This window comes from Ramlibacter sp., assembly GCF_036676645.1.
Taxonomy (GTDB): domain Bacteria; phylum Pseudomonadota; class Gammaproteobacteria; order Burkholderiales; family Burkholderiaceae_C; genus Ramlibacter.
In genome coordinates this window covers 14587-39924 of the sequence record NZ_JAKFCM010000022.1, presented here as the reverse complement: position 1 = coordinate 39924, position 25338 = coordinate 14587, and the positions used below count along the sequence as shown (strand labels likewise).

At 70.3% G+C, this 25338-nt stretch carries 21 protein-coding genes; 5 read left to right on the top strand and 16 right to left on the bottom strand.

Features of this window, described 5'->3' with window-relative positions:
* Positions 1-99 precede the first annotated feature (99 nt).
* The 3 genes from V6M57_RS04425 to V6M57_RS04415 form a co-directional block, all read right to left on the bottom strand.
* Positions 100-1554, bottom strand: coding sequence for a pseudouridine synthase (locus V6M57_RS04425; protein WP_332813773.1), 1455 nt, complete (start codon positions 1552-1554; stop codon positions 100-102).
* Positions 1551-2297 carry an SMC-Scp complex subunit ScpB gene (gene scpB, locus V6M57_RS04420; protein WP_332813772.1) on the bottom strand — a complete coding sequence of 249 codons (747 nt, stop codon included), beginning with the start codon at positions 2295-2297 and terminating at the stop codon, positions 1551-1553. Before scpB ends, V6M57_RS04425 begins: the two co-directional genes overlap by 4 nt.
* Positions 2298-2372: 75 nt before the next feature.
* On the bottom strand, positions 2373-3479 hold the full coding sequence (locus tag V6M57_RS04415) for an RluA family pseudouridine synthase (protein ID WP_442968777.1): 1107 nt from the start codon (positions 3477-3479) through the stop codon (positions 2373-2375).
* 15 nt (positions 3480-3494) lie between these two features.
* Here V6M57_RS04415 and V6M57_RS04410 point away from each other — a divergent pair, with 15 nt between their 5' ends.
* On the top strand, positions 3495-4292 hold the full coding sequence (locus V6M57_RS04410; RefSeq protein WP_332813771.1) for an outer membrane protein assembly factor BamD: 798 nt from the start codon (positions 3495-3497) through the stop codon (positions 4290-4292).
* Between the two features lie 150 nt (positions 4293-4442).
* Here the strand turns inward: V6M57_RS04410 and V6M57_RS04405 are convergent, their stop codons facing one another.
* Positions 4443-6485 carry an ATP-dependent DNA helicase gene (locus tag V6M57_RS04405; protein WP_332813770.1) on the bottom strand — a complete coding sequence of 681 codons (2043 nt, stop codon included), beginning with the start codon at positions 6483-6485 and terminating at the stop codon, positions 4443-4445.
* Positions 6485-6688, bottom strand: coding sequence for a YdcH family protein (locus V6M57_RS04400; protein WP_332813769.1), 204 nt, complete (start codon positions 6686-6688; stop codon positions 6485-6487). The genes V6M57_RS04405 and V6M57_RS04400 overlap by 1 nt, the downstream gene beginning before the upstream one ends.
* Before the next feature lie 108 nt (positions 6689-6796).
* On the opposite strand from V6M57_RS04400, the gene V6M57_RS04395 reads away from it, so the two are divergent.
* Entirely contained in the window at positions 6797-7558 is a 762-nt protein-coding gene (locus V6M57_RS04395; RefSeq protein WP_332813768.1) for a PP2C family protein-serine/threonine phosphatase, read from the top strand.
* Between the two features lie 36 nt (positions 7559-7594).
* On the opposite strand, the gene V6M57_RS04390 is transcribed toward V6M57_RS04395, so the two are convergent.
* The 8 genes from V6M57_RS04390 to V6M57_RS04355 all read right to left on the bottom strand — a co-directional run bounded on the left by V6M57_RS04390 (position 7595) and on the right by V6M57_RS04355 (position 19102).
* Positions 7595-8194 (bottom strand): hypothetical protein, encoded by a 600-nt coding sequence (locus V6M57_RS04390; RefSeq protein WP_332813767.1) that lies wholly within the window; start codon positions 8192-8194, stop codon positions 7595-7597.
* Positions 8191-9288 (bottom strand): cell division protein ZapE, encoded by a 1098-nt coding sequence (zapE, locus tag V6M57_RS04385; RefSeq protein WP_332813766.1) that lies wholly within the window; start codon positions 9286-9288, stop codon positions 8191-8193. Before zapE ends, V6M57_RS04390 begins: the two co-directional genes overlap by 4 nt.
* Positions 9289-9298: 10 nt before the next feature.
* Entirely contained in the window at positions 9299-10732 is a 1434-nt protein-coding gene (gene lpdA / locus V6M57_RS04380) for a dihydrolipoyl dehydrogenase (protein ID WP_332813765.1), read from the bottom strand.
* A 68-nt stretch (positions 10733-10800) separates the two neighbouring features.
* Positions 10801-12066: a 2-oxoglutarate dehydrogenase complex dihydrolipoyllysine-residue succinyltransferase gene (odhB, locus tag V6M57_RS04375; protein ID WP_332813764.1), complete on the bottom strand. Its 1266-nt coding sequence runs from the start codon at positions 12064-12066 to the stop codon at positions 10801-10803.
* A gap of 118 nt (positions 12067-12184) precedes the next feature.
* Positions 12185-15055, bottom strand: coding sequence for a 2-oxoglutarate dehydrogenase E1 component (locus V6M57_RS04370; RefSeq protein ID WP_332813763.1), 2871 nt, complete (start codon positions 15053-15055; stop codon positions 12185-12187).
* 220 nt (positions 15056-15275) lie between these two features.
* A complete protein-coding gene (locus V6M57_RS04365; RefSeq protein ID WP_332813762.1) occupies positions 15276-17165 on the bottom strand; it encodes a propionate--CoA ligase in 1890 nt (629 codons plus the stop codon).
* 77 nt (positions 17166-17242) lie between these two features.
* Positions 17243-17842, bottom strand: coding sequence for an isochorismatase family protein (locus V6M57_RS04360; protein ID WP_332813761.1), 600 nt, complete (start codon positions 17840-17842; stop codon positions 17243-17245).
* A gap of 48 nt (positions 17843-17890) precedes the next feature.
* Positions 17891-19102: a GGDEF domain-containing protein gene (locus V6M57_RS04355; protein ID WP_332813760.1), complete on the bottom strand. Its 1212-nt coding sequence runs from the start codon at positions 19100-19102 to the stop codon at positions 17891-17893.
* 217 nt (positions 19103-19319) lie between these two features.
* Between V6M57_RS04355 and V6M57_RS04350 the strand changes: the two genes are divergently transcribed.
* Complete coding sequence (locus V6M57_RS04350; protein WP_332813759.1) at positions 19320-20390, top strand: hybrid sensor histidine kinase/response regulator; 1071 nt, start codon at positions 19320-19322, stop codon at positions 20388-20390.
* 9 nt (positions 20391-20399) lie between these two features.
* Positions 20400-21050: a response regulator transcription factor gene (locus V6M57_RS04345; RefSeq protein WP_332813758.1), complete on the top strand. Its 651-nt coding sequence runs from the start codon at positions 20400-20402 to the stop codon at positions 21048-21050.
* A gap of 7 nt (positions 21051-21057) precedes the next feature.
* Here the strand turns inward: V6M57_RS04345 and V6M57_RS04340 are convergent, their stop codons facing one another.
* A complete protein-coding gene (locus tag V6M57_RS04340; protein ID WP_332813800.1) occupies positions 21058-22119 on the bottom strand; it encodes a PQQ-dependent sugar dehydrogenase in 1062 nt (353 codons plus the stop codon).
* 216 nt (positions 22120-22335) lie between these two features.
* Between V6M57_RS04340 and V6M57_RS04335 the strand changes: the two genes are divergently transcribed.
* A complete protein-coding gene (locus V6M57_RS04335; protein ID WP_332813757.1) occupies positions 22336-22875 on the top strand; it encodes a C40 family peptidase in 540 nt (179 codons plus the stop codon).
* A gap of 12 nt (positions 22876-22887) precedes the next feature.
* Here V6M57_RS04335 and lpdA (V6M57_RS04330) read toward each other — a convergent pair whose 3' ends face one another.
* Both lpdA (V6M57_RS04330) and V6M57_RS04325 read right to left on the bottom strand, forming a co-directional pair.
* Positions 22888-24729, bottom strand: a complete 1842-nt coding sequence (gene lpdA / locus V6M57_RS04330) for a dihydrolipoyl dehydrogenase (protein WP_332813756.1) — start codon at positions 24727-24729, stop codon at positions 22888-22890.
* The gene (locus V6M57_RS04325) at positions 24726-25316 is read right to left on the bottom strand and encodes an MFS transporter (protein ID WP_332813755.1); all 591 of its coding nucleotides are present in this window, start codon (positions 25314-25316) and stop codon (positions 24726-24728) included. Before V6M57_RS04325 ends, lpdA (V6M57_RS04330) begins: the two co-directional genes overlap by 4 nt.
* Positions 25317-25338 lie beyond the last annotated feature (22 nt).

Sequence of the window (25338 nt, the reverse complement as noted above, 5' to 3'; positions counted from 1 at the left end):
TTGATGTGGAAATGGGGGCTGCGCCGCTGGGATGCGAAGCGCTGCAGGAAGTTCGGGCCAAGCCCGAAAAAACCCGGTATTTTAAACCGGGCTGCCGCCTCAGCGGCCGCCGCGATTGTTGCGCCGCTGGCCTCCGCGGCGCTGGCCGCCGCCCCCGCCGCCCGCGCCCGGCCCGCCCTGGCGCTGTCGCAGGAAGCTGTCGGCGCCGATGTAGCCGAAGGAGGTCTTCATCGGGTCGGGCTGGGCTGCGCCGCCGCCGGAGCGGTCCTTGGCGCGGCGCTGCTGCCCCTGGGCCTTGCCGGTGGGCTGGCCGGCGTTGCGCGCGCCGTCGGGTCTCGGGCCGCCGCTGCGGTTGCCGCGCCGGCGGTTGCGCGGCTTGCCGCCGTCGCCGGGCGCGCGCTCGCCCGCAGGTGCGCCGCCCGCCGCCTGGGTGAGCGCGCGGATGTCGCGCTCGTCCAGTTCGAGCCACTGGCCGCGCTTGAGGCCGCGCGGCAGCACCATCGCGCCGTAGCGGATGCGGATCAGGCGGCTGACGGCATGGCCCAGCGCCTCGAACAGGCGCCGCACCTCGCGGTTGCGGCCTTCGGAGATCGTGACGCGGTACCAGTTGTTGGCCCCCTCGCCGCCGCCGTCCTCGATCGAGCCGAACTGGGCGCGGCCGTCCTCGAGCTCGATGCCCTCCAGCAGGCGCTGCCGTCCCTCGGCCGACAGCGTGCCCAGCACGCGCACCGCGTACTCGCGCTCCAGGCCGAAGCGCGGGTGCATCAGCCGGTTGGCCAGTTCGCCCGAGCTGGTGAACAGCAGCAGGCCTTCGGTGTTCAGGTCGAGCCGGCCGACCGACTGCCACTTGCCCTGCTGCAGCTTCGGCAGCTTGCGGAATACCGTCGGGCGGTTCTGCGGATCGTCGTGCGTGACCACCTCGCCCACCGGCTTGTGGTAGGCGATCACGCGCGCCGCCGGAGGCGCGATGCGCACCCTGATCGGCTTGCCGTTGACCTTGATCTGGTCGCCGAACTGGATGCGCTGGCCGATGTGGGCGGGCTCGTTGTTGACCGAGATGCGGCCCTCCATGATCAGCTGCTCCATCTCCAGCCGCGAGCCCAGGCCGGCCTGCGCCAGCACCTTGTGCAGCTTGGGCGTCTCGGCCTGCGGCGCCAGCACGCGCTTGGGCGGCGCGGCGTCGGCGGCCTGCTCCTGCTCGTCGAAGCGGCCGGACACCACGTCCTCGAAGCGCACCGGCTCGGCGGCGGGCGCCGCGGGCGCGCGCTCGCGCGGCGCCTTGCCGCGGGCGCGGGGTTGGTCCTCGTCCTCGCGCTCGTCGTCGTCCTCGTCCCCGGAGACCCCGGTTCCGCGGTCGTCATCGCCATCATCGGCAGGGTCGCGCGCGTCCGCTTCCGGCAGGGCCGCGCCGCGCGGCTCGCCGGACGGCCGGGCTGCATCCTGCGCGTCGCCGGACGGCCGGGCCGCTTCGTGCCCCTCGCCTGGCGCAGCCAGATCCTCGTCGTCCAGGGGGGTGGCCTCGGCGGAGGGATGGGTCGGGTCGGTGGAATTCATGCGACTTCGGGTGAGGACGGGGGCGCTTCGGCGTCGCCGGAAGGCGGCTGCGGGGTGTCGGGCCGTGACGGGAGGTCGGGCGCAGCGACGCCGCCCACCGCCTCGACCTGCGGCAGGGACTCGGGATCGGCATCGGCGCCGGCGTCGGGCGCTTCCCCGACTTCCATCTGCAGCATCGGCTGGTCCGCGTCGCCCTCGCCCGCGAGACCGGCCAGCGCCTCGATCTGCCGGCCCGGCGACTCCAGCATGGGCAACTGGTCGAGCGAGGCCAGGCCCAGGTCGTCCAGGAACTGGCGCGTGGTGGCATACAGCGCCGGCCGTCCCGGCGCCTCGCGGTGGCCGATCACCTCCACCCAGCCGCGGTCTTCCAGCTGCTTGAGGATCTGGGTGTTGATCGTGACGCCGCGGATGTCTTCCATGTCGCCGCGCGTGACCGGCTGGCGATAGGCGATGATGGCCAGCGTCTCCAGCGTCGCACGCGTGTACTTCGGCGGCTTTTCGGGATGCAGCCGGTCGAGGTATTCGCGCATCCCGGGCCGGCTCTGGAACCGCCAGCCGCTGGCCACGCACACCAGTTCCACGCCGCGCTGCGCCCATTCGTCCTGCAGCTCCTGCAGCAGCGACTTGATGGTGTCGGCGCCGAGCTCGTCGTCGAACAGCACCCGCAGCTCCCGCACCGGCAAGGGCTGGGGCGAGCAGATCAGCGCTGTCTCCAGGACGCGCCTGGCATCCGCGGTATTCATCTTCTTGCGTACTTCCTGGCTGGACGGGGCGCCGGGGCGTTCCCGTCAGGGGGGCCCGTCAGAAGGGCGGCGGTGTCATCGCGGCTGGCGGCCGGCGGGCGCAGCGGCGGGCCCGGCAGGCGTGGCTGCTGGCGCCAGCGCTGAAGCCGGATTGTAACGCAGCCCCCAGGCCGACAGGGCGTGCACGAAGTCGGCCGGAAGGGGCGAAGTGAAGGCCAGCGGTTGGCCCGTGAACGGGTGCGCGAAGGCGAGCCGGAAGGCGTGCAGCGCCTGCCGCGCGAGGCTGCCTTCGCCGCCCCGGGCCTGCGCCGCGCCGCCATACAGCTCGTCGCCTGCGAGCGGATGGCCGAGGTGCGCCATGTGCACGCGGATCTGGTGCGTGCGCCCGGTGTGCAGGCTGGCGCGCACCAGGCAGGCGTCCGCCGCGTTGTCCAGCAGCGCGAAGGTGGTCAGCGCCGGCTTGCCGGCATGCCGGGCCAGGTCGACCACCGCCATGCGCAGCCGTTGGCGCGGATCGCGGCCGATGGGCGCGTCGACGGTGCGGTCCGGCGGGCCCTGCCAGCGGCCGAGGCCGATCGCCAGGTACTGGCGCGCGACCTCGCGAGCGGCGATCAGCCGCACCAGGGCCTCCATCGCCGCGCGGGTGCGCGCCACCACCATCAGCCCGCTGGTGTCCTTGTCCAGCCGGTGGACGATCCCGGCGCGCGGCACCAGCCCGGCCTGCGGGTCGCGCGCCAGCAGGCCGTTGAGCAGCGTGCCGCTCCAGTGCCCCGGGGCCGGGTGCACCACCAGGCCGGGCGGCTTGTCGATCACCAGCAGGTGCTCGTCCTCGTGCACCACCGCCAGCGGCATGGGCTCGGGGCGGAACGCCAGGCTCTGCGGCGTGGGCCGCAGCTCGATGGCGATCGCGTCGCCGGCCTTCACGCGCTGCGCGGGCCGGGCGGCGCGGCGGCCGCCCAGGGTCACGGCCCCGCCGTTCACCAGCTGCTGCAGGTAGCTGCGGGAGAACTCCGGCACCCGTTCGGCCAGCGCCTGGTCCAGGCGCAGGCCATGCTGCCCCGGTCCGACCGCGAACTCGCGCAGTTCCGACGCCGCTTCGGCCGCCTCGGCCTCGTCGTCGGGCAGCGCCGCGCCGGCCGGCTCGGGGAGGCCCCCTCCTATAATCGTGCGGCCCTGTTTCAAGAAGGTCTGCGCTTCATGCTTCGAGCGAAATTATCGTGTGCCGCCGGCTTGTCGATGCTGTTGCTCGCCGCCTGCTCCACGGTCGAAGAGGACAAGACGGCCGCCTGGAGTCCGAACCGCATCCACGCCGAAGCCAGGGAGGAGATGAACGCGGGCGCCTACGACAAGGCCGTGCCGCTGTTCGAGAAGCTCGAGGGCCGCGCCGCCGGCACGCCGCTGGCGCAGCAGGCGCAACTGGAGAAGGCCTACGCCCACTACAAGGCCGGCGAGCAGGCCCAGGCCATGGCCACGCTTGACCGCTTCATGAAGCTGCACCCGGCCAGCCCCGCCATCGACTACGCCCTCTACCTCAAGGGGCTGGTCAACTTCAACGACAACCTGGGCCTGTTTTCCTTCATCTCGCGCCAGGACCTGTCCGAGCGCGACCAGAAGGCGGCCAAGGAATCCTTCGAGTCCTTCCGCGAGCTGGTGACCCGGTTCCCCGAATCGCGCTACGCGCCCGATGCCCGCACCCGCATGACGTACATCGTCAACTCGCTGGCGCAGTACGAGGTGCACGTGGCGCGCTACTACTACACGCGCGGCGCCTACGTGGCCGCCATCAACCGCGCCCAGGCCGCGCTGGCCGACTACCGCGAGGTGCCGGCGCTGGAGGAGGCCCTGTTCATCCTGGTGCGCTCGTACGATGCGCTCGGCATGGCGCAGCTGCGCGACGACAGCCGCCGCGTCCTGGAGAAGACCTATCCGGACAGCGAGTACCTGACCCGGGGATTCAAGGCCAGGGAAGCCGAGCCCTGGTGGAAGTTCTGGTAGGCGTCATCGCGGGCTCGACCCCGGACCCGGTCTGGGGCAGGCCGACGATCCACCCGGCGCGCCGATCGACCGCAGCGCGATCGCGAACCGCGGGAGATGGATCCCGGCCGTGCGCCGGGATGACATCGTTTGGGGGAATCGCACCGTTTCTCAGAGGATGGACAGGTCCCTGACGGCCGACAGGTCGTCCAGGGCCCCTTCGAATGCTTCCGGCGAATCCAGCCGCCGCATGGGCGGCAGTGCGGCCAGCAGGCGGCGTCCGTAGGACATGGTGGCGAGCCGGGTGTCGCACACGACGAGGACACCGCGATCGGACTCCCGGCGGATCAGGCGGCCGGCGCCCTGCTTGAGGGCCACGGCGGCTTCGGGCACGAAGTAGTCCCTGAAGGCATTGCGGCCCTGCCCTTCCAGGCGCTGCGAGCGCGCCTCCACCAGCGGATCGGCCGGCGGCGGAAACGGCAGCTTGTCGATGACCACCAGTTGCAGCGCATCGCCGGGGACGTCCACGCCCTCCCAGAAGGAGGCCGATGCGACCAGCAGGCAGCCCGGGCCGCCCTGCTGCGAGCCTTCGCGGAAGCGCTCGATCAGCCGGCGCTTGGGCCATTGGCCCTGCACCAGCACCTCGATGTCGTGCGAGTCGCGGAACCGGCGCTGCAGCTCGTCGCCCACGCTGCGCAGCGCGCGCAGCGTGGTGGTCAGCACCATGGTGCGCCCGCCCAGGCGCTGCGCCGCATCGCCCGCCAGCTGCGCCACGGCGCCGGCATGGCCCGGGTCGGCCGGGCGCGGCAGCCCGCGCGGCAGGTACAGCGCCGCCTGCGAGAGATAGTCGAACGGGCTGCCCACGCGCAGCACCTGCGCCTCCTGCAGGCCGCAGGGCTCGGTGAACCAGGTCAGGCGCTCGTCGTCGCCCAGCGTGGCCGAGGTGAAGATCCAGGATCGGCGGGGCGCCGCTTCGCGGTCGTCCGCCGGCCCGTCGGCGTCCTCCTCTCCGGATCCGTCCTTGAGCAGCTTGCTGCGCACCGCATCGGCGATGTCCAGCGGCGATTCGACCAGCCGCAGCTGCTGGGCCACGTCGACCCAGCGCACCGAACCGGGCTCGGGCCCGGCCAGGAAGTGCGCGACCCGCCCGGCCAGCGTGGTCGCCCGCTCCTGCAGGCGGATGAAGTCCGGGGCGATCTCGCTGACGGTGGCCAAGGCGTCGATCACGGCCTCGCAGGCCGACTGCACGTCCGCCAGCGCGGCCTGCCAGTGCGCGGCCGGCAGGCCCTCGGGTGCGTCCCCGGCCCAGCGCAGGCGCGACGAGGCCGCAGCCCTGCCCACCACCAGCCGCAGCTCGCGCGTGGCGCGCTCCAGCGCGCCGGCCCGTTGCTGCCAGTCCTGCAGGCCGCGGGCCAGCTGCAGGCCGGCGGCCAGCAGGTCGCGCGTGAAGTCCAGCAGCTGCCCGGTACCGAGCTGGCGGCCGAGGAACTGCACGCCCGTCTCGTTGAGCTGGTGCGCTTCGTCGAACACCGCCACGCGCACGGTGGGCAGCAGCTCGGCCATGCCGGATTCGCGCACCGCCAGGTCGGCGAAGAACAGGTGGTGGTTGACCACGACCACGTCGGCCGCCAGCGCCTCGCGCCGCGCATGGTTGACGTGGCACTCGCGAAAGCGCGGGCAGGCGGAGCCCAGGCAGTTGTCGCGCGTCGAGGTCACCAGCGGGATCACCGGCGAGCGCTCGTCCAGGCCCGGGAGCTCCGCCAGGTCGCCGGTCCGGGTGGCCTGCGCCCACTGCTCGACCCGGGCCAGCGTGGCCATCACGCTGCGATCGGCTGCGCCGGGGTCCTGGCGGGCCAGCGCCATCCGGTGCAGGCAGAGGTAGCTGGCGCGGCCCTTGAGCAGGGCGGTTCGCACCGGCAGTCCGAGCGCCTCCACCAGCCGCGGCAGGTCGCGGCCGAACAACTGGTCCTGCAGTGTCTTGGTGGCCGTGGACAGCATCACCCGCTCGCCCGACAGTAGCGCGGGCACCAGATAGGAGTAGGTCTTGCCGACACCCGTGCCGGCCTCGACCACCAGCGCCCCGCCCTGCTCGATGGCACGCGCGACGGCCAGCGCCATCTCGGTCTGGGCGGGGCGGGCACGGAAGGCCGGCACCGCGCACGGCAGGACGCCGTCGGCTGCGAATGCCAGCCCCACGGCTTCGGTCAGGGTCATCAGGCAGGTTCTTTGGGATCCAGCGCCAGCTCCAGCTGCACGATCAGGTCGCGCAGTGCCAGGCGGCGCTTCTTCAGTCGGCGCAGGGCCAGCTCGTCGAGCGGGGTCTCGTGCGCGGTGCGGTCGATCAGCGCGTCCAGGTCGGCGTGCTCCATCCGCAGCTCGATCAGCCGCCGCTCGGGCGAATGCAGGTTCGATTCCACGGAATGGGTTGGCGCAGGCGCACCGGGAGCTCTGCGGGTGTCGGACGATAATACGTCTTCCGAGGGCAACAAGCGAGCGCGCCGCAGCGGCGCACTTCCTCCAGCAGCATGGGCAAAGGTTACCGACTCACCGCCGCCACCGGCATCCACAAGGGCGACCGCGAGTACCAGCAGGACCAGGTCGCGCTGGTCCCGCATCCCCGGGCCAGCGGCTGCGTGCTGGCCGTCGTGGCCGACGGCATGGGCGGGCGCAGCGGTGGCCGCAAGGCCTCCGACCAGGTGATGCTGACGGCCCGGCAGCTGTTCGAGCGCTACTCGCCCGACCACGACGACGCCGGCAGCCTGCTCAAGCAGGTGGTGCAGGAGGCGCACCTGGTGATCAAGCTCACCGCCATCGCGGCCGAGCAGGAGCCGCACAGCACCATCGCGGCCTACCTGATCAACCCGGGCGGCGACTGCCACTGGGTCCATGCGGGCGACTCGCGCATCTACCACTTCCACGGCAGCAAGCTGGTCCGGCGCACGCTCGACCACTCCTATGTACAGACGCTGGTCGATGCCGGCCAGCTGACCGAGGAAGAGGCCAACGTGCACCCGCAGTCCAACATCCTGATGGGCTGCCTGGGCGCGGAGGACGACCCGCCTGCCACGCTGCACTTCGTGCCCCAGCTGCGCCCCGGCGACGTGCTGATGGCCTGCAGCGACGGCGTCTGGCATTACTTCAGCCCGGACGAGCTGGGGTCGGTGCTGTCCTCGCTGTCGCCCCGCGAGGCCAGCGAATTCCTGATCGAGAAGGCACGCTCGCGCGGACACGGGGGCGGCGACAACCTGTCGCTGGTCATCGTCAAGCTCGAGCCGCTGGAGGGCTGAGCCGCCGGCGGCGGCAACTGGCGGCCGGACGCCTGCTCAGGGCGGCACCGGCAGCGGCTTGGCGGGCGTCCCATCCCGGGCGGCACGCTCCTGCACCCGGGCCTTGCGCTCCTGCGCTTCGCTCACCCGGTCGCGATGGCGCTGCAGGTTTTCCTGCGTGTCGGGACGTTGGTGCTCCTCGCGCGGCCCGGCGGCACGCTCGGCCCGTCCGCTGGCCTGCTCGCGCTTGCGCTGCGCGTGGGCGGCCTTGTCCGCCGCGCCGCGCTGCCGGCGGTCGCTCTCCTCGGCCTGCGCCCGCGCACGGGCGTCCTCGAGCTCGCGCGCCTGGCTTTCGCGGCGCTCGTCGAGTTCCTTCATGCGCTCGGCCGCACGGCGCTGTCGCTGGGCATCGTCCAGCGTGATCTCCTGCGCACGCAACGCGGCCAGGCCTTCGCGCCGCTTCGAGCGCGCCTCGGCCAGGCAGTCGTTGACGGCGAACCTGCCGTAGCAGGCCCGTTTCGCCTGCTCGAACCCGGCCTCGATGCGGCTGCGCTCGGACGCGATGCGGGCGCGTTCGGCCGCCGCCTCGTCCGGCGCCTGGGCGGCCGCCGGCAGGGCGAGCCAGATGGCCAGCAGCCAGCCGGTCTTCCTGTTCATGTCAGTCGGGTGTCCACGGTGCGCCGCTCCTGTGCCAGGAACTCCGCGGACTGCATTTCGTTCAGGCGCGAGACCGTGCGCGGGAATTCGTGGGCGAGCGGCCCCTCCGTGTAGAGCTGCTCGGGCGGCACGGCGGCGGACAGGATCAGTTTCACGCGCCGATCGTAGAGCACGTCGACCAGCCAGGTGAAACGGCGTGCTTCCGAAGCCATGTTGACCGGCATGTGGGGCACGTCGGACAGCAGCACGGTGTGGAACTGGCTGGCGATCTCCAGGTAGTCGTTCTGCGAGCGCGGGCCGCCGCACAGCGTGCGGAAATCGAACCAGACCACGCCGCCGGCCTTGCGGCGCGCGCGGATCTGGCGCTGCTCGATGTGCAGGACCGGGTCTTCGTCGCGCTTCTCGGCCAGCTCGCCGAACGCCCGGTCCATCTCGGCGTCGGCCCGCGGGCCGAGCGGCGTGTGGTAGAGCCTGATGTGCTCCAGCGTGCGCCGCCGGTAGTCGGTCCCGTTGTCGACGTTGATCACCTCCAGCTTCTCGTTGAGCAGGTCGATGGCGGGCAGGATGCGGTCGCGGTGCAGCCCGTTCGGGTACAGGTCGTCGGGCCGGAAGTTGGACGTGGTGACGAAGCCCACGCCGTTGTCGAACAGCGCCTGCAGCAGCCGGTGCAGGATCATCGCGTCGGTGATGTCGGCGACGTGGAACTCGTCGAAGCAGATCAGCCGGAAGCGGCGGGCCATGCGGGCCCCCAGCGCGTCCAGCGGGTTGACCGTTCCCTGCAGCTCGGCCAGTTCGCGATGCACCTCGCGCATGAACTCGTGGAAGTGCAGCCGCGTCTTGCGCCGCAGGGGAACCGCCCCGTAGAAGCAGTCCATCAGGAAGCTCTTGCCCCGCCCCACCCCGCCGTACATGTAGACGCCGCGCGGGATTTCGGGGCGGTTGATCAGCTTCTTGAAGGCGTTGGAGCGCTTCTCCTTGTACTGCGCCCATTCCCGGGCGCAGCGGTCCAGCGCCTGGACGGCACGCAGTTGCGCCGGATCGCTCGTGTACCCGCGAGCCCTGAGTTCGGCTTCGTAGGCCTGGCGGACGGACATCGGCCGCTGATCAGAAGTTCAGCGTCCGCTTGTCGACGGCCAGGGCCGCTTCCTTGGTCGCCTCGGACAGCGACGGGTGGGCATGGCAGATGCGCGCGATGTCCTCGCTGGAGGCGCGGAACGCCATCGCGACCACCGCCTCGGCGATCAGCTCGCTGGCCATGGGGCCCACGATGTGCACGCCCAGGATCTCGTCGGTCTTCGCATCGGCCAGGACCTTGACCATGCCGGTGGTGTCGCCCAGCGCGCGGGCTCGGCCGTTGGCCATGAACGGGAAGGTGCCGGCCCGGTAGGTCACGCCATCGGCCTTGAGCTGCTGCTCGGTGCGCCCGACCCAGGCGATCTCCGGGCTGGTGTAGATCACCCAGGGAATCGTGTTGAAGTCGACGTGGCCGTGCTGGCCGGCGATGCGCTCGGCCACGGCGACGCCCTCCTCCTCCGCCTTGTGCGCCAGCATCGGCCCGCGCACCACGTCGCCGACCGCCCAGACATTGGGCAGGTTGGTGCGGCACTCGCCATCGACCACGATGGCGCCGCGCTCGTCGAGCTTCAGGCCCACGCTTTCCGGATGGAGTCCGCTCGTGTTCGGCACGCGGCCGATCGAGACGATCAGCTTGTCGACCTCCAGCTTGCGGGCCTCGCCCCTGGCGTCAGTGTAGGCCACGGTGACGCCCTTGTCGCCCCGGTTCTTCACCTCGCCGACCTTCACGCCCAGTTCGATCTTCAGGCCCTGCTTGTCGAAGGCCTTCTTCGCCTCCCTGGCGATCTGCTCGTCGACCGCGCCCAGGAAGGTCGGCAGGCCTTCGAGCACCGTCACCTCGGCGCCGACGCGGCGCCACACCGAGCCCATCTCCAGCCCGATGACGCCCGAGCCGATCAGGCCCAGCTTCTTCGGCACGGCCGGAATGCGCAGCGCGCCGTCGTTGGACAGGATGTTGACCTCGTCGAAATCGGCACCGGGCAGCGCGCGCGGGTTGGAGCCGGTGGCGACGATCACGTGCTTGCAGGTGATCGTCTCCTCGGCCGTGCCGGCCACCTTGATCTCGTAGCCTTCGGCCCCGGCCTTGGCGAACGAGCCGCGCCCGTGGAAGAAGCTGACCTTGTTCTTCTTGAACAGGTACAGGATGCCGTCGTTGTTCTGCTTCACGACGGCGTCCTTGCGCGCGACCATTTTCGCGATGTCGATCGACAGCCCGCTCACCGCGATGCCGTGGTCGGCGAAGTGCTTGCCGGCGTGCTCGAAGTTCTCGGAGGACTGCAGCAGCGCCTTGGAGGGGATGCAGCCGACGTTGGTGCAGGTGCCGCCGGGCGCCGGCTTGCCGTCCTTGCCCTTCCAGTCGTCGATGCAGGCGGTGCTGAAACCCAGCTGCGCCGCGCGGATGGCGGCGATGTAGCCGCCGGGGCCGCCGCCGATGACGACGACGTCGAAATTCTTGTTGGCCATGGGAAAAATCTCTTTCGGGCGAAGCCCCGCCTCAAGGACAAGGCCCCGTCAGGGGCCTTGTCTTCACCTCAGATATCGAACAGCAGCCGCGCCGGATCCTCCAGCGCTTCCTTCATCGCCACCAGGCCCAGCACCGCCTCGCGGCCGTCGATGATGCGGTGGTCGTAGCTCATGGCCAGGTAGTTCATGGGCCGCACCACGACCTGCCCGTTCTCCACCACCGCGCGGTCCTTGGTGGCGTGCACGCCCAGGATGGCCGATTGCGGCGGGTTGATGATGGGGGTGGACAGCATGGAGCCGAACACGCCGCCGTTGGAGATGGAGAAGGTGCCGCCGGTGAGCTCCTCCAGCCCCAGCTTGCCGTCCCTGGCCTTCTGGCCGAACTCGGCGATCTTCTTCTCGACGTCCGCGAACGACATCTGGTCGGCGTTGCGCAGGATGGGCACCACCAGCCCGCGCGGCGAGCCCACCGCGATGCCGATGTCGAAGTATCCGTGGTAGACGATGTCGTTGCCGTCGACGCTGGCGTTGATCACCGGGTACTTCTTGAGCGCATGCACCGCGGCCTTGACGAAGAAGCTCATGAAGCCCAGCTTGACGCCGTGCTCCTTCTCGAACCGCTCCTGGAACTTCTTGCGCATCTCCATCACCGGGGCCATGTTGACCTCGTTGAAGGTGGTCAGGATGGCGTTGGTGGACTGCGACTGCAGCAGCCGCTCGGCCACCCGGGCACGCAGGCGGCTCATGGGCACGCGTTGCTCGGGGCGGTCGCCCAGGTCGGGCCCGCCCGCGGGGGCCGCCACCTGGGGCAGGGCCGGCGCGGCGGGGCGCGCAGCGGGCACGGGCGGCGGCACGGCGGCCTTGGCGGCGCCCCCGGCGACGGCCGACAGCACGTCGCCCTTGGTCACGCGGCCATCGCGTCCGGTACCGGGCACCGAGCCGGGCGTGAGCTGGTTGTCGGCCATCAGCTTGGCGGCCGCCGGCATGGCGATGCCGGACTTCGCGCCGGCAGCGGCCGGGGCCGTGGCCGGCGCAGCCGGGGCAGCGGTCGGCGCGGGTGCGGCGGCAGCGGGTGCGGCAGCACCGGCGCGGCCTTCGGTGTCGACCCTGGCGATCACCTGCTCCGCGACGACGGTGCCGCCGTCGGCCACCACGATCTCGGCCAGTACGCCTGCGCTCGGCGAGGGCACCTCGAGGACCACCTTGTCGGTCTCGATCTCGATCAGGATCTCGTCCTGCGCGACGGCCTCCCCGGCCTTCTTCTTCCACTGCAGCAGGGTGGCCTCGGCCACCGACTCGGACAGCTGCGGCACCTTGACTTCAACGATTGCCATTTGTTTTCCTGGAGATTCTTGTCTGTGTCTCGCGTCGCGGCCGCGCAGGCCCGGATCCAGAGCGCCCGACCTGAGGACTTCGGAGCGCACCGGACCCCCGCCTTCGCGGGGATAACGCCTACTTGGTCAGCACGAAGCCCTTGAGCTTGGCGAACGCACCCTCCACCAGGGCCTTCTGCTGCTCCTGGTGCAGGTGCGCGTAGCCGACCGCGGGCGATGCCGAGGCTGCCCGCCCCGCGTAACCGAGCTTCTGGCCTTCCTGCATGTTCTCGTGGATGTTGTGCTGGATGAAGAACCAGGCCCCCTGATTCTGCGGCTCGTCCTGGCACCACACCAGCTCGGCGAGGTTCGGGTACTTCTTCAGCTCGGCGGCGAATGCCTTGTGCGGGAACGGGTACAGCTGCTCGACGCGCAGGATGGCAACGTCATCGGCGCCTTTTTCCTCGCGCTTCTTGGCCAGGTCGTAATAGACCTTGCCCGAGCACACGATCACCCGCTTGACCTTCTCGGCCTTGAGGTCCTTGTGCTCCGGGATCACCGTCTGGAAGCCGCCCCGGGTGAACTCCGTCAGCGGCGAGGTGGCGTCCTTGTTCCGCAGCAGCGACTTGGGCGTCATGATCACCAGCGGCTTGCGCAGCGGGCGCACCATCTGCCGGCGCAGCAGGTGGAAGATCTGGCTGGCGGTGGTGGGCTGGCAGACCTGCATGTTGGTGTCGGCCGACAGCTGCATGAAGCGCTCCAGCCGCGCCGAGCTGTGCTCCGGCCCCTGCCCTTCGTAGCCGTGCGGCAGCATCAGGGTGATGCCGTTGACCCGGCCCCACTTCACTTCGCCGGAAGCGATGAACTGGTCGATCACGACCTGCGCGCCATTGGCGAAATCGCCGAACTGCGCTTCCCAGATCACCAGGGTGTTGGGGTCGTTGGAGGCGTAGCCGTACTCGAATCCCAGCACGGCCTCCTCCGACAGGATGGAGTCGATCACCACGAACGGGGCCTGGTTCTCGGCCACGTTCTGCAGCGGCACGTAGATGCCGGTGTCCCACTTCTCGCGGTTCTGGTCGTGCAGCACCGAGTGGCGGTGGGTGAAGGTGCCGCGCCCGCAGTCCTCGCCGGACAGGCGCACCGGGTAGCCGCTGGCCACCAGCGAGGCGAACGCCATGTGCTCGCCCATGCCCCAGTCGACGTTGACCTCGCCACGGCCCATGGCGGCGCGGTCCTCCAGCACCTTGCGCACCAGCGGGTGCACGGTGAAGTTGTCCGGCACCGTGGTGATGCGCTCGGCCAGCCGCTTCCATTCCGCGTTCGGGATTGCGGTGTCGGCGGCATCGGTCCACTTCTTGCCCACGTACGTGGTCCAGTCGACCGCGTACTTGCTCTTGAAATTGGTCAGCACCGGGTCGACCGTGTGCTTGCCCGCGTCCATGGCGGCGCGGTAGGCCTTGACCATGTCGTCGCCGAGCGTGTCGCCCAGGCCCTGGGCCGCCAGCTTGTCGGCGTACAGCTTGCGCGTGCCCGGGTGGGCCGCGATCTTCTTGTACATCAGGGGCTGGGTCAGCGAAGGGGTGTCCTGTTCGTTGTGGCCCAGCTTGCGGAAGCAGACGATGTCCACCACCACGTCGGTGCCGAACTCCAGCCGGTACTCGAGCGCCAGCTGGGTGGCCAGCACCACCGCCTCGGGGTCGTCGCCGTTCACGTGCAGCACCGGCGCCTCGATCATCTTGACCACGTCGGTGCAGTACAGGGTCGAGCGGCTGTCGCGCGGGTCGGAGGTGGTGAAGCCGATCTGGTTGTTGATGACGATGTGCACCGTGCCGCCGGTGAAGTAGCCGCGCGTCTCGGCCAGCGCCAGCGTCTCCATCACCACGCCCTGGCCGGCGAAGGCGGCGTCGCCATGCACCAGCACCGGCAGCACCTGCTTGCCCCGGGGGTCGGCGCGGCGGTCCATGCGGGCGCGCACCGAGCCTTCGACCACCGGGTTGACGATCTCCAGGTGCGAGGGATTGAACGCCAGCGACAGGTGCACCGGGCCGCCGGGCGTGCTGACGTCCGAGCTGAAGCCCTGGTGGTACTTGACGTCGCCGGCCGGCAGTTCCTCCTTGGCCGTGTGCTCGAACTCCGCGAACAGGTCCTTGGGCATCTTGCCCAGGGTGTTGACCAGCACGTTCAGGCGGCCGCGGTGGGCCATGCCGATCACGATCTCCTGCACGCCCCTCTCGCCGGCGCGCTGGATCAGTTCGTCCATCGAGGCGATGAAGCTCTCGCCGCCTTCCAGCGAGAAGCGCTTCTGCCCCACATACTTGGTGTGCAGGAAGCGCTCCAGGCCTTCGGCCGCGGTCAGGCGATTCAGGATGTGCTTCTTCTTCGCGGGCCCGAAGTTCGGGTTGGTGCGGATCGACTCGAGCTTCTGCTGCCACCAGCGCTTGCGCCCCTGGTCGCTGATGTACATGTACTCGGCGCCGATGGTGCCGCAGTAGGTCTCGCGCAGCGCGTTGATCAGCTCGCGCAACGACATGCTTTCCTTGCCGAAGAAGGTGTTGCTGGTGTTGAACACCGCCTCCTGGTCGGCGGCCGTGAAGCCGTAGAACGAAGGCTCCAGCTCGGGAATGTTCTCGCGCTCGGCCCGCTTGAGCGGGTCGAGGTCGGCCCAGCGGCTGCCCACGTTGCGGTACGCGGCGATCAGCTGCTGGACGGCCGTGCGCTTGCGGGCCAGTTCGGGGTCGGCCCCGCCGGCCACCACCACCCGGGTGCCGCCCTGCTTGGCGCGCTGGGCGAAGGCGTTGATGACGGGCAGGTGCGGCACATCGCGCGCCTCGCTGCCGTCGGACGCAGGCACGTGCTGCAGCGCATCGAAGTACTCGCGCCAGTTGTCGGGAACGCTGCCGGGGTTGGCAAGATAGTTCTCGTACATCTCCTCCACGTAGGGCGCGTTGCCGCCGAACAGGTAGGAGTTGCCGCGATAGGCCGTGAAGACGGAGCCGGGATCGCTCATCTCGCTGACTTTCTGCCCCCCTTCAGGGGGCTTCAGTTGGTTGAAGGAACCTTCCGCGGCACGGCTGGACCGGTTGGCGGATGCGAACTGTGGGCTGGAAGGCCTGGACTGTTGCAATGGCGGATTGTGCCACCGAACCGATCGCACCGTGATGCGTGCCGTCGCTCCCGCCTTTCGGGGAGAGCCTGGAAAAGGGGCGTTCGAACCGGAACGGGCCGGCTCAGGACACCAGGTCCCGGACCTGCTGCAGCGCCGAGGGATCCTCGATGGTGGTCAGGTCGCCGGGGTCGCGGCCTTCGCACACGGCCTGGATGGCACGGCGCAGCAGCTTGCCGCTGCGGGTCTTGGGCAGCAGGCTGACGAAGCGCACGCGCGCCGGCCGCGCCACGGCGCCGAGCTGCTGGTCGACCACCTTCATGACGTCGCCTTCCAGCTTCAGTGCCGCCTGCGGATCGGACAGCGCGGCGGCGTCGCGCGGCACCGCGAACGCCATCGCCACCTGGCCCTTGATCGGGTCGGCAACGCCGACCACCGCGACCTCGGCCACGCCCGGGTGGCTGGAGATGCTCTCCTCGATCTCGCGCGTGCCCAGCCGGTGCCCGGCCACGTTGATCACGTCGTCCGTGCGGCCGAGGATGTAGTAGTAGCCGTCCTCGTCGCGGATGCCCCAGTCGAAGGTGCTGTAGACCTGCTTGCCCGGGATGGTCTGCCAGTAGGTGCGGACGAAACGCTCGTCGTCGCGCCAGACGGTCTGCATGAAGCCGGGCGGCGTCGGCCCGTCGATCACCACCACGCCCTTCTGGTCGACGCCGGTGAGTTCCTCGCCGGTGGTCTCGTGCAGGATCTTGACCTTGTAGCCGTACATCGGCACCCCCGGGCTGCCGAACTTGCTGGGCTTGCGCTCGACGCCGTTGGCGATGGTCAGGATCGGCCAGCCGCTCTCGGTCTGCCAGTAGTTGTCGATGATCGGGATGCCCAGCGCATCCGAGATCCAGCGGGCGGTCGGCTCGTCCAGCGGTTCGCCGGCCAGGTACAGCGCCCGCAGGCTGGAGATGTCGTGCTTCTTCAGGTACGCCGGGTCCTGCTTCTTGAGCACGCGCACTGCGGTCGGCGCGCTGAACATGGCCGTGACCTTGTATTTCTCGACCAGGCTCCACCAGATGCCGGCGTCCGGGCGGGTCGGCAGGCCGTCGTAGAGGATGGTGGCCATGCCCGCGATCAGCGGCCCGTAGACGATGTAGCTGTGCCCCACCACCCAGCCGATGTCGCTGGTGGAGAAGTAGGTTTCGCCGGCGCGTCCCTGGAAGATGTGCGCCATGCTGGCCGCCAGGGCGACCGCGTAGCCGCCCACGTCGCGCTGCACGCCCTTGGGGTTGCCGGTCGTGCCGCTGGTGTAGATGGTGTAGCTGATGTCGGTGGACTGCAGCCATTCGCAGGGCACCTGCGCGTCCATGTGCCGCTCGCGCAGCACCGACCAGTCGTGGTCGCGGCCGGCCACCCGCTCCATCGGGGCGAGGCCGCGGTCGGCCAGCAGCACCGAGTCGGGCTTGTGCGACGACAGGCGGATCGCCTCGTCCAGCAGGGGCTTGTAGGCCATGACCTTGCCGCCGCGCGAGCCGGCGTCGGCGCTGATCACCACGCGGGGGGCCGCATCCTCGATGCGGGTGGCCAGCGACACCGAGGCGAAGCCGCCGAACACCACCGAGTGGATGGCGCCGATGCGCGCGCACGCCAGCATGGCGAACACCGCCTCCGGGATCATCGGCATGTAGATCAGGACCCGGTCGCCCTTGCGCACCCCCAGCCCCAGCAGCATGGCGGCGGCGCGCTGCACCTCGGCATGCAGTTCGGCGAAGCTGTAGACGCGCTCGGTATCGGTTTCGGTCGAGACGTGGATCAGGGCCGGCTGCTGCGCGCGATCCTTCAGGTGCCGGTCGACCGCGTTGTGGCACAGGTTGGTGGTGCCGCCGACGAACCAGCGCGTGAACGGGGCACGGCTGTCGTCGCAGATGGTCTGCGGCGGCACCTGCCAGTCGATCAGCCGGGCCTGCTCGGCCCAGAACGCGTCCGGTTGCTCGACGGAGCGGCGGTAGAACTCTTCGTAGCCCATGTGCGTCTCCTCTTGCTGTTGTGCCGGCTATTGTGGCCGCCGGCGCAGCCCCGCGCGGATGCAGCGGCGCCCGCCCCCTACTTGACGAGGGCCAAGGCCTCCCGGAAGCGCGGGTGCTCGCAGCTGCGCAGCCATTCGAAGACGACCATTTCGGTGGTGACCAGCTCGCAGCCGGCGCCGGCCAGCCGGTCGAACGCGGCGTCGCGGTTGCGCTCGGTGCGCGAACTGCAGGCATCGGTCACCACCCAGACGTCGAACTCATCGTCCAGCAATTCCAGCGCCGTCTGCAGCAGGCACACATGCGCTTCGCAGCCGGCCAGCACGACGCTGTTGCGGCCGGCTTCCGGCGCGGCGGCTTTCTGCAGGTGCCGGGGCAGGCTGCGGGCATTGCCTTGCGGCGCACGCGCCGGCGGCCGCAGGTGCGGCGCCAGGTCCTGCGCGGCGGCAAACGACATCTTGGGGAGGACCTTGCCCAGCAGGGGAGGCAGGGACGGATCCAGCGGACCCAGCCCGGCCGGGTTCTGCTCGGTGCCCCAGCTGGGGACCTCCAGCAGCCGGGCTGCGCCGGCCAGTCGGCGCGCGTTCGCCAGCACGGCGGCGCCGTCGTGGATCGCCGGCATGAGGCGCTGCTGGTAGTCGACCAGCACCAGTTGGGATTCGTCGGTGTCCAGCAGCATGCGAGCGGGGTTCGGGGAAAGGCCCCGATTATCCCCCGCGCCGCGGCGTCACCTCGCGCCCAGCGGCAGCGGCAGCGTGGAGGGCAGTTCGGGCCGGCCGGCCTTCGCGGCGGAGGCCCTCGCGGAGCGCGCGTGCGGGCGCGCCCCGGGCGACAGCGGCATCGACTGGGAATGCCGCTCGCGCTCGAGCCGCAGGTAGCGGCGCCGGCGCGCTTCCTGCTCGCGCGTCCACGCCAGCTTGTGGCTGAGCAGGCGGTGCAGCCCCGCGAGGTCGTCTTCCTCCTCGCCGAGCCGGCCCAGCAGGAAATCGGGCACCAGCATGATCTCGCTGTCGCCCGCCTCGTATTCGATGCGCGAGGGCGCGCCCAGCACGTGCTGCAGCGTCGCCAGGGCCCGCTCGCGGCCCGCGCCGGGCAGCAGGACGGCGAACTCCACCGGGCCGGTGCGCGCGGCCAACCCGCGGTCGCCGGCAATCGCCGCCAGCTTGCCGGAGAGCCGGTGCAGCAGGGTCCGGGCCACGCGGCTCCCATAGATGTGACGCACCTCCAGCAGGTCGCTGCAGTCGAAGACGGCCAGGGTCGCCCCGGACCGGCTGCGCGCCGCCAGCAACTCTTCCCCATGGGCGAGCAGGCCCTCCAGCGTGCACAGGCGTGTCGCCGGATCGAACCGATGCGCTTCGTGGCCGGCATCGGCGCGCCGCAACCAGCCGCCGACCAACAGGGCGGCCAGGGCCAGCGGCACCAGCAGCAGGCCAACCGATGGGCCGTGCACCGCCGGATCCGGCGCGAGCAGCCATGCCGGGGCCCACTGCAGGACGGAGAACGCCAGCAGGCCCAGCGCCCAGGCCGGACGCAGCAGCACGGCATAGGCAACCACCACGAGTGCCAGCCAGAGTTGCCAGAGGGCTTCGGGAGTGACCGCGTCGGGGGCTTCCTGCAGGGGCAGCAGGAGTGCGGCTGCGGCAACGGCGAAGGCCCGGACGGCCAGTTCGCGCTGGCGCCAGGCGGGGCGCGCCTGCGCCCACGCCGCGGCCAGCAGCGGCAGCAGGGCCACCGTTGCGGCCGACTGGACGTCCGCCTGCAGGAACACGGCCACCGCCGTCAGGGCGATCGCGATCGCCGCCAGCAGCCAGGGCTCCAGCCGGCGCGCGCGGCCGGACACCCAGCCGGGCGGCAGGCCGGCCCGCCCGCCGCCCAGCGCACCGCTCCCGTGGGGAGCGGGCGGCAAGGTCGATTGGGCCGGCGTGGTTACTTCTTTCACTCTTGTGGCACTCCCTGTCCGAGCGCGCGGCACTTACATCGCGTGACCAGATCAAACCACCGAAGAGTTACCGTGCCGTTAAGCGTGTGCGGGTTCGGTATTAGGGAATTTGCTTACCAAAGGGCCCGTGCGCCAGCCGGGCCACGCCTACCCCACGGGTAAACTTTCGCCGGCTTCCGAGTGCTCATCCATGGCCGCGCAACCGCCTTCCGTCCCAGTGCCTGCCGTGCGACTGCTGTGCGTGGAAGACAACCCCGACGACGTCGAGCTGATGGGCATCGCGCTGCAGCGAGCCGACCCCCTGCGGCGCTACGAACTGCACCGCGTCGACGACGCCACCAGCTTCGGCCAGGCCTTGCAGGACGACTACGACGCGATCCTGTGCGACTTCAACATGCCGTGCTTCTCGCCGTACGCGGCCCTGCAGATCCTGATGGCGCGGCAGCTGCCGACTCCCTTGGTGGTGGTGACGCGCGCGATCGGCGAGGAAGCCGCGGTGCACGTGCTGCGCTGCGGCGCCAAGGACTACGTCACCAAGGACAAGCTGGGCACGCTGCCGCAGATCATCGAGCGGGTGATGGCCGAGCGGCGCCGCGCCACCGAGCAGGAGCGCATGGCGCGCGAGCTGGAAGCGGCCTACCGCCGGCTGAAGAAGCTTTCGGCGCGGCTGGTGGTGGCGCAGGAGCGCGAGCGCAGCCTGATCTCGCGCGAACTGCACGACCAGCTGGGGCAGACCCTGACCGGCATGGTCATCCACCTGCACGCGGCCCAGCGCTCGCCCGACCCGCAGGCAGCCCGCCAGCACACCGGAACGGCCATGGAGCTGGCGCAGGCGGCCGTCGAGCAGGTCAAGACGCTGTCCTTCCTGCTGCGACCCGCCCAGCTGGACCTGCTGGGTTTGGTGCCCGCCGTGCAGGCCGCCGTGCAGCGCATCGCCGCGCCGGCCGGGCTCGCCTTCGACGTCAGCACGCGGGGCACGGAACCCGGGTCACCGGGCGAAAACGCCTCGGTCGCAATGCGGCTGGTCCAGGAGGCGCTGGTCAACACCGTGCGCCATGCGAATGCCGGCAGGGTCCGGATCCGGCTGCGCTTCCTGCCCGAGGGACGCATCGGCCTGCTGGTGCTGGACGACGGCAGCGGCTTCGACCGGCAGTCGGTGCTCGAGGGCCAGCCCAGCGAGCGCAACGTCGGGCTGTACGGCATGATCGAACGCACGGAGGTGGCCGGCGGACGGCTGCACATCCGCACCCGGCCGGGTGCGGGGGTGGCCATCCGCGCGGTGCTGTAGCGAGAACCAATGAGAAACACCCCATCGAAAACCGCCACCATCCGCGTGGTGCTGGCCGACGACCACGACCTGGTCCGCTCGGGCATCAAGGCGCTGCTGTCCATGATCGACGGCGTGGAGGTGATCGCCGAGGCGCGCGACGGGCGCGAGCTGGTCACGCTGGTCGGGTCGCTGCGGCCCGACGTGGTGATGACCGACATCTCCATGCCGGGCATGGACGGCATTGCCGCCATCGGCGAAATCCACGGCCGGTACCCCGGCGTGCGCCTGCTGGTGCTGTCGATGTACGACACGGTCGATTTCGTCAAGCGCGCCGTCGCCAGCGGCGCCTGCGGCTACCTGATGAAGGACGCCCCGCCCTTCGAGCTGGAGCAGTCGATCCGCAGCGTGATGGCGACCGGCACCTACTTCAGCCCGGTGATCGCGCAGCGGCTGCTCCAGCCTTCCGAGCCGACCGCCAGCGAGGAGCTGACCGAGCGCCAGCTCGAGATCCTCAAGCTGATCGCGCAGGGCAAGGCCTCCAAGGAGATCGCGTTCGAACTGGGCCTTTCGTCCAAGACCGTCGACGTGCACCGCGCCCGGATCATGGAGCGGCTCAAGCTCAACGACATCGCCAGCCTGACGCGCTATGCGGTTCGCAAGGGCCTGGTGAAGGCCTGAGCGCGGCTCAGGGCTCCAGCCGCAGCAGGCGGCCGTCCGAACTGTCGGTCAGCAGGTACAGCAGGCCGTCCGGCCCCTGACGCACGTCGCGCACGCGGCCGGCGCTCTCCAGCAAGCGGTGCTCGCGGATGACCTTGTCGCCCTGCAGCTCGATGCGGTCGAGGTAGCCGAACTTCAGCGAGCCGATGAACAGGTTGCCCTTCCAGTCCGCGCCATAGCGGTCGCTGGTGAGGAATGCCATGCCGGAAGGTGCGATCGACGGCACCCAGTAGTGCAGCGGTTGCTCCATCCCGGGCCGGGACGTGATCCCTTCGCCGATCCGGCCGCCGCCGTAGTCGACGCCCCAGGTGATGACCGGCCAGCCGTAGTTGCGCCCGGCCTGCGGGAGGTTGATCTCGTCGCCGCCCTGGGCGCCGTGCTCGTGCATCCAGAATCGCCCGTCCGGGGCCAGCGTGGCCCCTTGGGAATTGCGGTGGCCATGGCTCCAGATCTCCGGCAGCGCGCCGTCGCGGTCGAGGTAGGGGTTGCCGGCCGCCGGCGTGCCGTCCTTGTTCACCCGGATCACCTTGCCGATGTGGTTGTCCAGCCTTTGCGCGTCCTTCATGCGCGAGTAGCGATCCCCCGTGGTCAGGAACAGGGTGCCGTCGCGCGCTTCGACGATCCGGCAGCCGAAGTGCATGCGGCTGTCCACCTTCGGCTTCTGGCTGAAGATCACCTGCACGCCCTCGAGGCCGCTGCGGTCGGCTGCCAGCCGGGCCTTCGCCAGGGCCGTCGAATTGCCGCCGCTGCCCGGCTCGGAGAAGCAGAAGTACAGCGTGCGATTGGCCGCGAACCCGGAATCCAGCACCAGGTCCAGCAGGCCACCCTGCCCGCCGGCAGCCACCTGCGGCACGCCCCGCAGGGGCGGCCCGAGCCGCCCGTCCGGCTCCACGACCCGTATCCGGCCGGGGCGTTCCGTGACGAGGAAGCGGCCCTCCTCCAGGAAGGCCACGGCCCAGGGATGGTCCAGCCCCGTTGCGACCGTCCGGGCCCTGGGCTCGGCCGATGCAGCGGCCGCCAGAACGGCCATCGCACCGGCGACCAGGGCGGTGCGCCGGCCCCTTGCAAGCTTCTCGAATCGGCTCATCCATGACCTCCTGGTGCCTGCCGGGATGCTGCACGTGCGGACTCTGGGCCGAAAGGCCCAGGGCCAAATCGCAACTGCATCAAGGGCTTACATTCCAAACCTCGCTTGACTTCTTGTATCACGGTGCTTACCCTGCGCGCCATGTCGAGGTGGCTCAGCATGGTCGCTATCCTGGCGTTGGCCGCAGGGCCGGCGCAGGCCGCGCCGTCCTCGGCCGAAGACGATCTGCAGCGCTTCATGGTGGACAAGGGGGTCATCGCCCGCCTGGACACCATGCGCGAGCGCATCACCGACACCACCTCGGAACTGGTGGTGACGTCCATGGGTTTCCTCGGAGTGCCCTACCGCCGCGGGGGCAACGACGCGGAAACGGGCTTCGACTGCAGCGGCTTCGTCAAGGCCATGTACGAGCAGACCGTCGGGCTGGTGCTGCCCCGCAAGGCCGAGCAGCAGGCCGCCGCCACCCAGGTGATCGACAAGCACGACCTGCGCCCTGGCGACCTGGTGTTCTTCAACACCCTGCGCCGCGCCTTCAGCCACGTGGGCATCTACGTCGGCGAGGGCCGGTTCATCCACTCGCCCAAGCCGGGCGCCGAGGTCCGCCTGGAAAGCATGAACGGCAGCTACTGGCAGCGGCGCTTCGACGGTGCGCGCCGGGTGCGGCTGGCCCAGCCTGCGGTGCCGGCCGACCAGCCCTAGCCGGCAGGCCGGCTACCTGCGCTGGGGCGGCACGTCGGTGCAGGTGCCCTCGGCGATCTCCGCCGCCATGCCGATGCTCTCGCCCAGGGTCGGGTGCGGGTGGATCGTCTTGCCGATGTCCACCATGTCCGCCCCCATCTCCACGGCCAGGGCGACCTCGCCGATCATGTCACCGGCATGCGTGCCGACGATGCCGCCGCCGAGGATGCGGTGCGTCTTCGCGTCGAACAGCAGCTTGGTGAAGCCCTCGTCGCGCCCGTTGGCGATGGCACGGCCGGAAGCGCTCCAGGGGAAATGACCCTTGGTGATCGCGACTCCCTGCGCCCTGGCCTGGTCCTCGGTCAGTCCCACCCAGGCCACTTCCGGATCGGTGTAGGCCACGCTCGGGATCACGCGGGCCTCGAACGCGCTTTTCTCGCCGGCGGCCGCTTCGGCCGCGACGTGGCCTTCGTGCACCGCCTTGTGCGCGAGCATGGGGTTCCCGACGATGTCGCCGATGGCGAAGATGTGCGGCACATTGGTGCGCATCTGGATGTCGACCGGGATGAAGCCGCGCTCGTCGACCTGCACTCCGGCCCTGTCGGCGCCGATTCGGCGACCGTTGGGGCTGCGCCCGACGGCCTGCAGCACCAGGTCGTAGACCTGGGGCTCCGGCGGCGCCTGCTCGCCCTCGAAACGCACCCGGATGCCGTCCTGGGTCGCCTCGGCGCCGACGGTCCGGGTCTTGAGCATGACCTTGTCGAAGCGGGGCGCGTTCATCTTCTGCCACACGCGCACCAGGTCGCGGTCGGCGCCCTGCATCAGGCCGTCGAGCATCTCGACCACGTCGAGGCGCGCGCCCAGCGTGGAATACACCGTGCCCATTTCGAGGCCGATGATCCCGCCGCCGAGGACCAGCATGCGCTTCGGGACGTTCGAAAGCTCCAGCGCACCGGTGGAGTCCACGATGCGCGGGTCCTGCGGCAGGAACGGCAGGTGCACGGCCTGGGAGCCGGCCGCGATGATGGCATTGCGAAAGCGCAGCGATTGCTTGCGGCCGGTGGGCTCCTGGCCCGTTGCTCCGGCGGTCTCCGCCACCTCCAGTTCGTGCGTGCCGGTGAACTGCCCGGTGCCGCGCACGACGGTGACCTTGCGCATCTTGGCCATCGCGGCCAGGCCGCCGGTGAGCTTGCCCACGACCCTGGACTTGTGCGCACGCAGCTTGTCGAGGTCGACCGTGGGTTTTCCGAAGCTCACCCCGAGCGACTCGAAGTGGCTCACTTCGTCCATCACGGCCGTCACGTGCAGCAAGGCCTTGGACGGGATGCAGCCCACGTTGAGGCAAACGCCGCCCAGCGTGGCGTAGCGCTCGACCAGGACGACCTTCAGGCCGAGGTCGGCCGCGCGGAACGCCGCCGAATAGCCGCCGGGGCCGCCACCGAGCACCAGCACGTCGCAGTCGTAGTCACCGCCGGCCGGGCTTGCTGCCGCGGCGGCCCGGGCCTGACTCCCTCCCGCGCCGGCGGAGGCCGGGGCTGGGGCCGCGCCGGCTTGCGGCGCGGGCGCGGCACCCGCATTCGCCGCGGGGGCTGCCGCTGCCCGGGTTGCTGGCTGCGGCGGGCTCTCCTGGGCGGAAGCCTCGGTCTCGAGCGAGAGCAGCACACTGCCCTGCGACACCTTGTCCCCCAGTTTGACCTTCAGTTCCTTCACCACGCCCGCGTGGCTGGACGGGATCTCCATCGAGGCCTTGTCGCTCTCCACCGTGACGAGCGACTGCTCCACCTGGACCGCGTCGCCCGGCTGCACCAGCAGCTCGATCACGGCCACGTCCTTGAAGTCCCCGATATCGGGGACCTTCACCTCCACCCGGCTCATCTGGATTCCTTGGTCTTGAGCGTGAACAGGTCGAAGGGCAGCGACGAGTTGCGGTCGAATTCGCATCCGGCCGTGATGCCCGCCTCGGCCACTTCGCGCGCGGTCTTGGCCTTGTGGTAGATGGAATGCATGGCGCCGAGCGCGAAGCTGCGCCCCGAACCGATGCCCCAGAACTCCTTGAACTCGAACACCTCGCGGTAGCTGTACAGGCCGTAGATGCCGGTGGCGTTGGCGATGACCACGCTGAACTGGCTGGACTCGTAGGGATCGCTGTCCTCTTCCTTGGTCTGCAGGAAGAAGTTGTCCTTCAGGTACGGGTGCAGCTTGGTGAAGGTGTCGAACACCTCGTCCTTGCTGCCCAGCTGCAGGATCTCGCGCGGCATGGAGCCGATCGCCTTGCGCAGCACCGGGAAGTGCGCCACGGTGCCGGCCATGCCGACGTAGCTGGGGCCGGCCTCGGTGTCCACGCGGAAGATCTTGGCGTTGTCCTCGTAACGCTTGGACAGCATGGTGTCGCCGAAGGTCACCAGGGTATCGGCGGCGATGGCGATCTGGCCGGCCTTCCTCACTACCACGACAGTCGTCATAAGCAACGTTCTTCTTGCTCTT

Excerpts from the sequence above, each read along its gene's own strand:
- V6M57_RS04425 (WP_332813773.1), bottom strand. The coding sequence starts at position 1,554 with ATGAATTCCACCGACCCGACCCATCCCTCCGCCGAGGCCACCCCCCTG.
- V6M57_RS04370 (WP_332813763.1), bottom strand. The coding sequence starts at position 15,055 with ATGAGCGATCCCGGCTCCGTCTTCACGGCCTATCGCGGCAACTCCTAC.
- V6M57_RS04345 (WP_332813758.1), top strand. The coding sequence starts at position 20,400 with ATGAGAAACACCCCATCGAAAACCGCCACCATCCGCGTGGTGCTGGCC.
- scpB (WP_332813772.1), bottom strand. The coding sequence starts at position 2,297 with ATGAATACCGCGGATGCCAGGCGCGTCCTGGAGACAGCGCTGATCTGC.
- lpdA (WP_332813756.1), bottom strand. The coding sequence starts at position 24,729 with ATGAGCCGGGTGGAGGTGAAGGTCCCCGATATCGGGGACTTCAAGGAC.
- V6M57_RS04335 (WP_332813757.1), top strand. The coding sequence starts at position 22,336 with ATGGTCGCTATCCTGGCGTTGGCCGCAGGGCCGGCGCAGGCCGCGCCG.
- V6M57_RS04360 (WP_332813761.1), bottom strand. The coding sequence starts at position 17,842 with ATGCTGCTGGACACCGACGAATCCCAACTGGTGCTGGTCGACTACCAG.
- V6M57_RS04325 (WP_332813755.1), bottom strand. The coding sequence starts at position 25,316 with ATGACGACTGTCGTGGTAGTGAGGAAGGCCGGCCAGATCGCCATCGCC.
- zapE (WP_332813766.1), bottom strand. The coding sequence starts at position 9,288 with ATGTCCGTCCGCCAGGCCTACGAAGCCGAACTCAGGGCTCGCGGGTAC.
- V6M57_RS04390 (WP_332813767.1), bottom strand. The coding sequence starts at position 8,194 with ATGAACAGGAAGACCGGCTGGCTGCTGGCCATCTGGCTCGCCCTGCCG.
- V6M57_RS04395 (WP_332813768.1), top strand. The coding sequence starts at position 6,797 with ATGGGCAAAGGTTACCGACTCACCGCCGCCACCGGCATCCACAAGGGC.
- V6M57_RS04405 (WP_332813770.1), bottom strand. The coding sequence starts at position 6,485 with ATGACCCTGACCGAAGCCGTGGGGCTGGCATTCGCAGCCGACGGCGTC.
- odhB (WP_332813764.1), bottom strand. The coding sequence starts at position 12,066 with ATGGCAATCGTTGAAGTCAAGGTGCCGCAGCTGTCCGAGTCGGTGGCC.
- lpdA (WP_332813765.1), bottom strand. The coding sequence starts at position 10,732 with ATGGCCAACAAGAATTTCGACGTCGTCGTCATCGGCGGCGGCCCCGGC.
- V6M57_RS04340 (WP_332813800.1), bottom strand. The coding sequence starts at position 22,119 with ATGGCCGTTCTGGCGGCCGCTGCATCGGCCGAGCCCAGGGCCCGGACG.
- V6M57_RS04365 (WP_332813762.1), bottom strand. The coding sequence starts at position 17,165 with ATGGGCTACGAAGAGTTCTACCGCCGCTCCGTCGAGCAACCGGACGCG.
- V6M57_RS04410 (WP_332813771.1), top strand. The coding sequence starts at position 3,495 with ATGCTTCGAGCGAAATTATCGTGTGCCGCCGGCTTGTCGATGCTGTTG.